This is a genomic window from Candidatus Anaeroferrophillus wilburensis (assembly GCA_016934315.1).
Taxonomy (GTDB): domain Bacteria; phylum Desulfobacterota; class Anaeroferrophillalia; order Anaeroferrophillales; family Anaeroferrophillaceae; genus Anaeroferrophillus; species Anaeroferrophillus wilburensis.
Genome location: JAFGSY010000026.1, coordinates 43,950 through 53,549, shown reverse-complemented (window position 1 = coordinate 53,549; position 9,600 = coordinate 43,950). Strand labels below are relative to the sequence as shown.

Genomic DNA, 9,600 nt, shown 5'->3' with positions numbered 1-9,600 from the left:
CGGGCTCCCTCCGCCATGCTTTCAACTTTTCAACCAGTAGCATAATTCATTCCTGTTTTTGAGTCATAAATTCAGAAACGGGGGGGGAATGGATCGTCAAATATTCGGGCAGGCTGGAAATTTTTCGCCATTTGACAAAACGATTATTGGCCTGGCGGCAGGAAAGTGCGCGGGTATTACTTCTTCCCGTGAACAGGAACCACGTCTTCGATTGCCGGTTCCCATTGTCAAGGTACCGGTCAAGTATTGCCTTGAGCGGTTTAATGACGGGAATCCACCGGCTGCCTCCGCCCTTTGAAACTACTTTCAACAACGCTTTTTCACTCTGATAATTCGCCATTCTGAGAGTTAAGGCTTCAGCCCGTCTCAAGCCGGTATATGCATAGGTTGCAAAAAGCGCCTCATCCCGTTCTTTATAGAAGTCTTCAGAGGTTCGAATTGTTTCGAGAAGTCGCTGTATTTCCTTTGGAAAAATCGGCATTGTTTCAGAAATCACACCTCCTCTGGCACGAATAAACATAGCTGGATTTTCACTCTTGCAATATGACGACTTCCATTTAAAAAAAGCCTTGCAACAATTCTTGAGCAAATTCACCGAACTTGGCCTCTGGTACGAACCCGGATACATTTTTCTCAGTTTTTTTATTGCCGCGTTCAAATCATGGCCATTGATATCTTTGATTGTTTTACCGTTAACCAGGGGGACAAGTCTGCTCAAGTGAAGTTTGTAGGTGGTGATTGTTGCTGGGGCATAGTCGTTCTTCTCCATCTCGCTTAAAAAATCTTGGGCTGATCGACACCACGAAGAAGAGCCTTGTAAAAATTTTTTCATTGGTACCTCCAAAAAAGTTGCCGTCGATTCCGGGGAAGAAGAATTTTATGAAGATAATGTCAAGACGATATATAATCGGGAATTGAACTTTGTTTGGCGGAAAAACCAGCAGGAGTTCGAAAAGCCTAAATGGGGGAAGAAAATTGGGGACGGTTGCGAAGAACAGGGAGAAACAAAACAATTCCTGAGTATGAATTAAGGATGGTTCCTTTTGATCAACCGGTTTCTTATGATAATTTTCGAAAAAACGGTATTCCTGAAGAAAAACGGCTTCGTTGTTAAGCTTTGGCAGGGGGCTCGGTGATATATCGAATATAAATGCTCAAAAAACTTCGCAAATGCATTCACGAAGTTTTTTGAGAGAGGACTAACTGCTCGAAAATGCTTAAAAAATAGATTCTCTGCTTTGACCGAGGAAGAAAATATCAAATGATTACTGCACTCTCACTTCCCATAACTCCAATTCTGGGAAATCGCAAAAAAAAAACTGTGTCCCGCTGAGATATTGGAAAAACAGGTTAGTAGTTTAGCCAAAGTATTTTTGAATGGCAGCCTTTATAAGCCATACAGAATGAAGTGGTGAAGCCTTGCGGTGTGCCGGTTATTATGCCCAAGTGTCTGCTGTCGTGAGTCTTGACCATAGTATAACGATGCTCGTTTTTTTTACCGGAACCGGCGTACTTGTGCCGGGATAGACATTCTGGTATATCGTTCCTATATTGTTATTGTGCGTAACGGGTAAAACATACAGGAGTAGGACTGCCATGCCATCATCAGCCATCGAGCAATTTGATTTCCCCCCCTATCGGCCGCCTTCCGAGGCCTACAGCATGTTGCTGCGGGTTTCCCGCGGCTGCCCATGGAACAAGTGTGCTTTTTGTTCCATGTATAAAAAGTATTCTTTTGCCCGTAAATCAGTTGATGAGATAAAAAAAGATATTGATCTGATGCCGCAGGTGTACGGCACCCATGCCAGGACGGCTTTTCTTGGTGATTCCAACAGCTTGCTGCTGAAAACCGCTGATTTGGTTGCTGTCCTTGAACACCTGTACCGGGTTTTTCCCCACCTTGAGTGGGTGACTTCCTATGCCCGGGCAAAAACGCTGACCAAGAAACCACTGACAGAACTGCAGGCTATCCGTGAGGCCGGACTGACTCGTCTCCATATAGGGCTGGAGAGTGGTGATGACCAGGTTTTGGCCCTGATCCGTAAAGGGGCGACCGCGGCGGAGATGATTGCCGCCGGCCGGCTGAGCAAAGAGGCGGGCTTTGAATGTTCCATGTATGTGCTGCTGGGTATCGGTGGGGTGGAGCATACTATGGCGCATCGGCAGGGGACGGTGCGGGTTTTGAACGAGGTAGACCCTCACTTTATCCGGGTTCGGACCCTGACCCCGATTCCTAAAACCCCCATAGCCCGGTGGATTGAAGAGGGCAGCTTTACGCTGATTTCACCCCTGATGAGCGTTGAGGAGGAACTTGATATCGTCAGGGGTTTGCGGGTGAGCTCCCGTTTTCTCAACGACCACGTATCCAACATTGTGCCGTTGGACGGCAAGCTGCCTGATGATCAACCGCAGATGATTGCGGCGCTGGAAGCGGCGGTTGCCTATTGTCAAAAGAGCGAGGTCGACTACCGGGATTATCGCAGTCTTTAGGGCTCTAGCTTCGTGGCACGGCCAGCATGCGTTCCAGGGCTGTCCGCGCTTTCTGGCCGATGGCTGGATCGACGGTGATAACCGGTTCCATGGTGGTCAGTGACTGGTGAATGTGGGCCAGGGTGATCTTTTTCATGTCGTGGCAGATCATCGTCGAGGTGACCGGATGGAACCGGCGATCGGGATGGGCTTTCTGCAAAGGGTGGAGCATCCCCGCTTCGGTGCCGATGATAAACTCTCGGGCATCGGCGGCGGCTACGGCATCAAACATGCCGCCGGTGCTGCACACCACATCGGCCAGAGCGGTTACCTCCGGCCGGCATTCCGGATGAACAATAACGATAGCTTGAGGATGGCGTTTTTTGGCTGCCAGGATCTCCGTTGCCCGGATGGTGTGGTGCACCGGGCAATAGCCCGGCCAGAGGATCAGTGAACGTTTGGTCTGCGCCATCACATAGCTACCCAGGTTTTGATCCGGGACAAAGATGATTTCCTGCTCCCGGGGAATGCTGTTGACCACATTGACGGCATTGCCCGAGGTGCAGCAGATATCACTTTCGGCTTTGACGGCGGCCGATGAGTTGACGTAGGTTACCACCGCGGCTCCGGGATGTCGCCGGCGGGCGGCAATGACCTGCTCGGCGGTGGCCATGTCAGCCAGCCCGCAACCGCACTCACGATAGGGGAGCAAAACCTTTTTTTCAGGAGAAAGAATGGCCGCACTCTCGGCCATGAACAAAACGCCGCAGAAGACAATAACCTCGGCATCGGTTGCGGCAGCCTGGATGCTGAGTCCAAGGGAGTCACCAGTGATGTCGGCAATCTCCTGGATTTCACCTGGTTCATAATTATGGGCCAGAATAACTGCGCGCCGCTTCTGTTTCAACTGCTGTATCTCGCTGATCAGCGTCTGTTTATCCATGGTTATCTGTCCTTTTTCCCTCACGACCATCTATCGCCAGCCTGGCAGATTACTGCTTGCTTCCCAGTTCATGAGCCCGCTCGCAAGCGGCACTGATGGCTTTAAAAAAGGCTGCTCTCACGCCCTGCTTTTCCAGCTCAGCCAGGCCCGCAATAGTGGTGCCGCCCGGCGAGGTAACCATATCTTTCAAAGCCATGGGCTGCTGGCCGGTGGCCTGCAACATGGCACAAGCGCCGCTGAAGGTTTCGATGACCAGCGTCCTGGCTATATCCCGGGGTAATCCCTGGTTGACGGCTGCGTCGATCATCGCTTCGATGACCAGAAAAGCATAGGCCGGGCCGCTGCCGGAAACGGCGGTAACCGCATCCATGAGATGTTCCGGGACGTTGACGATTTTTCCCACCCGGGAAAAAATTGCGGCAGCCAGCTGCTGTTGTTCTTCGTTGACGCTGGAGCCGGCGGCTAGGGCGGAAACTCCCCGCTGGACCAGTGCCGGGGTGTTGGGCATCACCCTGATAACCGGTGCCCGGCGGCCAACAACATCTTCGATGGCCGCCAGGGGAACGCCGGCTACGATGGAGATCAGCAGCTGCTTGGTCTGCAGATGGCCGGCAATTTCAGCCAACACCTCCTTGATGACCTGCGGTTTGACTGCCAGTATAATGATGTCACTCCTGCTTGCCAGGTCGTTGTTATTACTGGCCAGCGAGAGGGCACCGGAAAACAGTTGTTCCACTTCTTTGCGACTGGCTGCCGAGATATCATAAACGCAGATTCGCGGGCAATCATCGTTGGCCAGCAGGCCCTTGATCATGGCCCGTCCCATGTTGCCGGTACCGATGATGCCGAGGTTGAAGGTGGAAAGCTTCATCTGCTACTCCTTCCTTTGGTGGCTGATTGCCTGTTGTTGCTCCAACCGGGCAAGAATGCCGGCAATCAGCAGCGGGAGAAGAATTTCATGCTGGCCGGTAAGATAATAGCCCCGACCACCATTCTGGGTCGGCCGTTTGACAACGTTTTCCTGGACCCGATACTGGCGGATGAAATCAATTGCTACGGTGGTTAAACCACTTACCTGATGGCCGAGGTTGCGGACCAGAGACAAGGCTTTCAGAAATACTTCCGGCAGAATGACCGCCGAGCCGACATTAAAATAGATCCCTTGATCAAGCTTGGCCACAAGTTCACAAAAAGTGCGAAAATCTGTCATGGAGGTAGAGCCGACCGCCGCACCGTCACAGTCGGGATGCATATGAATAATGTCAGTGCCCAGGGCGACATGGACCGTCAGGGGAATTTGGTGCCGATAGCAGGCTGCGACAAGACTTTTATCCAGGAAGGGGAGCTGCTCTTCGGTGATGAAGCGACCGATGGCATACCCCAGGCCCCAGCCGTTGCGAGCGCCTTCTCGTATTGCCTGATTAAGCAGCTGGCCGGTTTCTGCGGCCATGCCAAAGGTGCCCTGTCCGAGAACCTCGCTGACGTCCTCCGAGGTTTTACCGGCAAAAGCGGTTTCAAAATCGTGGATGATGCCGGCGCCGTTCATGGCGATCCCCTGGATAATCCGTCGTTCTATCAGGGGAATGAGCATCGGTGCCAGCCCAACCTTGATAACATGGGCGCCCATGGCCAGCAGCATTAACCGCCGGGAATCGACGGCATGGCAGGCGGTATTGATGATTTCCCTCAACTCCTGACCACCCAGGATGTTCGGCAGGGCAGCAATGAATTCGCCAACCGTCTCCCTGCCGGTCAATGGCCGGCCAAAATCAGCAGCGTTGACTTTGCTGGGACGGTCCAGCAGGGAATAGGTGGATATCTTGTGCCAGTCGAGAGTCATGATCAACAGGTTCTGGTGCAGACTTCCCGTTCCACCACCTCACAGAGGAGATGTCCGAGAAGCAGGTGAACTTCCTGAATTCTGGGGGTGTCCGACGAGTTGACCACTAGTGGGTAGTCACATGCCTGTTTGCAGGTGCCGCCGTCATTGCCGAGGAAGCCGGCGGTGATCAGCTGGTGTTTCCCGGCATATTCCAGGGCGCGGGTGACGTTTACCGAGGTGCCGCTGGTGCTCAGGCCAACGGCAACATCGCCGGGCCGGCCAAGGGCCTGCAGTTGGCGGAGAAAAATGTCGTCAAAACGGTAATCGTTGGCGATTGAGGTAACCACCGATGAATCACAGGTCAAGGCCAGGGCTGCCAGAGGCTGCCGGTCAATGAGAAAGCGATTGACAAATTCTGCTGCCAGATGTTGGGCTTGGGCAGCACTGCCGCCGTTGCCGAAAAAGATAAGCTTCTGTCCTCCTTCCAGGGCCTGGACCATGACCTTGATCAGTTGCCTGATCGTCTGGTTGTTCTCCTGGAAAAAGACGGTGGCAAGGTGATGGAAATCCTGCAGCAGGGAATCGATGTGTTGGAGAGGCATGTGCTTCTATTGCTCCTTAAACGGAGAAAGACCAGAAAAAAGTCGCTTTCAGCCGAGAAATTGCCGGTGCCGGATCGACACTACTTAGCAAATCGCCCTGGCAATTGCAAGTAAATCAGATGTTTGTGTCAGGAAACGATTGCCTGGAGGGGTTGGTAAGGTTCGGAAAAAAATTCAGCGGCGGGGTGGCGGGCAAGAAGCCCTGCTGGTGGGTCAGCTGGTAGAAATGGACCAGACCTTGTTGTTCCTCCGGGCCAAAATCATAGGAGATTGCTTTGTGCCAGTATGCCTGGATAGCGCTGTGCGGCAGCTCCGGATACCGGCGGCTGGCAAGCGCCAGGAGATCAGTGCCATGATCCGGTAAACTGTTTTTGATCCGGCACAGCTGCTGGTGAAGCTGGATAATTTTTTTCTGCCGTTCGTCGTCACCATGGTTTCTGCCAATCCACAGGGCATAGACAAAGGGCAGGCCGGTAAACTGATACCATAAGGAACCTAAATCGTAGATCAGGTAGCCTGGCGGTTGCCGGTGATAAAGCCGCAGGGCCTGATCGCCGATCAGCAGGGCTGCTTCAGGAGCATGGTCAGCCGGCGAGAATTCAGCCATACTATAGGTAAGCTGTTCTGGATCAAGCCGGTAAAAGTGAGAAAGAATAATTTTCAATAGATAGATGGAGGTCAGTGATTGAGCTGTCAAGGCAATAGTGCTGCCGGCCAGATCCTCAATGGGTTTTTTGCTGACCAGCAGAACACTGCGTACCTCTCTTTTTGAACTGATGGCAATGTGAGGAAGAATAAAGTAGTTGTGTGGTCTGAGGGCGTACTCCATGGATGAAGAGGGGCTGATATCGATGGCACCGGTGGCTAGCAAATGGTTCAGCTGGGCCGGATTGCCCTGAATGTAGCGGTAGTCTGCTGCGGGAAAATAGTCTTTGAGCAGAGCAAAGAGCGGCAGGCAGTTGAGAAATTCAATTTCACCAAGTGTTAAAGAAGACATTCCTTTACCGTTTTAGATGCTGAAACAGGGCTGCCAGCTCAAGGCCGGGATATTTTTTCTGGGGTGGCCAGCGGCGAACCTGTTTATGCCAGAATTCAGCAATGTTCCCGAGTTCCTGCCGGTGCAGGTCGCTGACCTGGCTGAAAAAGAACAGAGAGAGATGAAAATCAGCCCGTTTTTGCAGCCGCTTTGTCCGTTTATCTCCCGAGCAGAGACGAAAAAAGCCGACGATCAGCTCTTTGACCCGGTGTCGCTGGAAGCGGGGCAGTTGCAGGTTGCCAGCCAGCGGCTGCAGCAGCTGCTCACAGGTCTCGGCAACCTCGTGCAGGGGTGCCGGCGGTGTCAAATGGCAGCGGTTGATGAGTTCCGGGAGAATGAAAGAGGTAGTTACCAGGGTTTCCAGCAGCTGGTCATCACCTTCCAGGGGAAAAGTTCCTTCAATGGCTTCCAGTAACTTTTTTGCCTCAGCCCAAGTGGTCTGGACCGGCTCAGGAAGCCAGAAGTTCAGCAGGTTGAGTTGGGTAGCCAGTTCCAGCATGGCAGAGGTGGTTCCTTTGCTGTAAAGACCGCGCAACTCCTCACGCATGCGGCTGGCAGGGACCTCGGCAAGCCGAGGTGCACAAAACAGCATGGCCGCCCGGGTTTTCTCTTCCAGGGAGAATCCCAGACGGCAGACGAATTCCATTGCCCGCAGAATGCGGACCGGATCCTCAACCAGGCGTTCATAGGGATCGCCAATAACCCTGACGATGCCATCACGCAGGTCGGCCAGACCATCGAGATAATCAATAACGCTAAAGCCATCCAGGGCGTAAAAAAGGGCATTAATGGTGAAATCACGACGCTGGACATCTTCCGCCGGCGTGCCGTAAATATTGTTGACGATGGTGGGCTTGGCGGCCGCCAGTTCCTGGTTGCCTTCCGTCAGGGTGAATTCCTTGCGGAAGGTGGCAACTTCAATGATCTGCTGGATGCCGGTGATGCGGTCGGTGAAAAAAATATGGGCCAGTCTGAATCGCCGGCCAATGATGCGTGAATTGCGAAATAATCGTTTGATCTGCTGCGGTGTTGCATCGGTGGCGATGTCAAAATCAGCCGGCTGGCGACCCAATAGCAGATCCCGCACTGCCCCGCCTACCAGATAGGCAAGAAAACCATGATCTTTTAGACGATACATGATTTTGAGCGCGTTGCGGTCAATCTTTTTTCGCGAGATGGCGTGCTCAGGACGGGGAATAATCAGGGGTGGAGAAGAAGGGTCTAATGCAGTCATCAGGGTATGGCCTGGGTTAGGAGTCTAGGTGTATTGGACGGTCGTTTCGTCGGGCTCATGTACCACTGATTGCCGAGCCTGTCAAGCTGGCTGTCGCGTTGCGTCGTCTAGGTGTCGCGCTTGAAGAGGCTGATTTTGCTGGCTATAGTTCGCTGAAAAGGGTAAAGAATGACTAGAAACCGGTCGAAAAGGAAAAACACCACACTGGTGGTTCTTCCTTGGAGCGGCCATGGTAGCTTCATGCCTAGATGCTGCTCAGGATATGGGTGTGATGTGTGAGGGAAACTGGTTTTTTATCGGCCAACAGCCGGTTGCAGGTAAGCGTAGAAGAGAAAACCGAGGGGAAGGACTGCATGCTGGAGAAGAATACCCGTTACCGCCGCATTATCGATGCCATCAGTGACGGCATCTACCTGGTTGACAGGGAGTATACCCTGACTGCCATCAACCGGTCTGAAGCGGCATATTTTAAGGCCCATCCCAAGGACCTGGTGGGCCGCAAGTGTTACGAGGTTTTTTGGGGCAGGGATGATGTATGTCCCAACTGCTATGTCAAACGCTGTTTTGTCAATGGCCAAGGACAGGGTCGTTTGCGGGAAAAGAGTTTCAAAGTTGGGCGGCCCTACGTCAATATTTTCTATCACCCTATTATTGACCCCGGAGAACAGTGCTGTGAGGAAGTGGTGGTCTATATTCAGGATGCATCGGCAATGGTTGCCCTGGAGGAAAAGACCGCCCAGGCGGAAAAAATGGTTTCCTTGGGACAGATGGCCGCCGGTATTGCCCATGACCTCAATAACTTTCTTGCTTCCATCTATGGTATTGTCCAGCTGCTGCAGATGATGCGGGAGGACAATGTCAGGAATCAGCAGAAGGAGGATCACCTGTTTCAGCGCCTGGTGGAGCAGGTGGAAGCCCTTAATTTGCTTGCCAAAAATCTATCCCTTTTTTCCCACCCTGACCAGGAAGACATCCTGCCCATTTCCTTGAATCAGATTGTCAAAGAAGTACTCTCTTTCAGTCGCTATGAGCTGGAAAGGGAACAGGTCGTTGTCAACTGCCAGCTGGCCGATGATCTGCCCTTGACGCCAATGATGAAAACCCAGATGGAACAGGTGCTGCTCAACCTGATGATGAATGCCGCCCATGCGATCAGGGAAAAAAGAGGTGGCGGGGAGGTTGTCGAAGCCGGGGAAATTATTGTCCGCACCTGGTGCGATAAGGGTTGGGTCGGTTTTTCCGTTGGTGATAATGGCTGCGGCATCCCCGAAGATAAATTTGAAGCCATTATGCAGCCCTACTATTCCACCAAAAGCACCTCATCCGGCAGTGGTAAGGGAACCGGTCTGGGGCTGCCGACGGTTAAGACCATAGTTGATAAACACAGTGGTATACTTGAGTGGGAAAGCCACGTTGGCGTCGGTAGCACCTTTATCGTCAAGCTGCCTGTTGCCGGCCGGACTGATAGGGAAACGATTGTCTGAGCGGAGGTCA

9 protein-coding genes are annotated in these 9,600 nt (G+C 52.6%); 2 read left to right on the top strand and 7 right to left on the bottom strand.

Going from position 1 to position 9,600, the window contains the following annotated elements; translation table 11 throughout:
- Positions 1-46: 46 nt before the first annotated feature.
- Positions 47-832, bottom strand: coding sequence for a tyrosine-type recombinase/integrase (locus JXO50_06510; protein MBN2332741.1), 786 nt, complete (start codon positions 830-832; stop codon positions 47-49).
- Between the two features lie 764 nt (positions 833-1,596).
- Here JXO50_06510 and JXO50_06505 point away from each other — a divergent pair.
- A complete protein-coding gene (locus JXO50_06505) occupies positions 1,597-2,490 on the top strand; it encodes a radical SAM protein (GenBank protein ID MBN2332740.1) in 894 nt (297 codons plus the stop codon).
- 4 nt (positions 2,491-2,494) lie between these two features.
- On the opposite strand, the gene nadA is transcribed toward JXO50_06505, so the two are convergent.
- From nadA to JXO50_06475, 6 genes are all read right to left on the bottom strand, one after another.
- Complete coding sequence (gene nadA, locus JXO50_06500) at positions 2,495-3,412, bottom strand: quinolinate synthase NadA (GenBank protein MBN2332739.1); 918 nt, start codon at positions 3,410-3,412, stop codon at positions 2,495-2,497.
- A 49-nt stretch (positions 3,413-3,461) separates the two neighbouring features.
- Entirely contained in the window at positions 3,462-4,283 is an 822-nt protein-coding gene (gene proC, locus JXO50_06495; GenBank protein ID MBN2332738.1) for a pyrroline-5-carboxylate reductase, read from the bottom strand.
- Between the two features lie 3 nt (positions 4,284-4,286).
- Entirely contained in the window at positions 4,287-5,252 is a 966-nt protein-coding gene (locus JXO50_06490; GenBank protein MBN2332737.1) for a hypothetical protein, read from the bottom strand.
- A gap of 2 nt (positions 5,253-5,254) precedes the next feature.
- Positions 5,255-5,836 (bottom strand): SIS domain-containing protein, encoded by a 582-nt coding sequence (locus tag JXO50_06485; GenBank protein ID MBN2332736.1) that lies wholly within the window; start codon positions 5,834-5,836, stop codon positions 5,255-5,257.
- A 115-nt stretch (positions 5,837-5,951) separates the two neighbouring features.
- Positions 5,952-6,833, bottom strand: coding sequence for a menaquinone biosynthesis protein (locus tag JXO50_06480; GenBank protein MBN2332735.1), 882 nt, complete (start codon positions 6,831-6,833; stop codon positions 5,952-5,954).
- A gap of 4 nt (positions 6,834-6,837) precedes the next feature.
- Positions 6,838-8,106, bottom strand: a complete 1,269-nt coding sequence (locus JXO50_06475; GenBank protein MBN2332734.1) for a CCA tRNA nucleotidyltransferase — start codon at positions 8,104-8,106, stop codon at positions 6,838-6,840.
- A gap of 275 nt (positions 8,107-8,381) precedes the next feature.
- Here JXO50_06475 and JXO50_06470 point away from each other — a divergent pair, with 275 nt between their 5' ends.
- On the top strand, positions 8,382-9,590 hold the full coding sequence (locus JXO50_06470; GenBank protein ID MBN2332733.1) for a PAS domain-containing protein: 1,209 nt from the start codon (positions 8,382-8,384) through the stop codon (positions 9,588-9,590).
- Positions 9,591-9,600 lie beyond the last annotated feature (10 nt).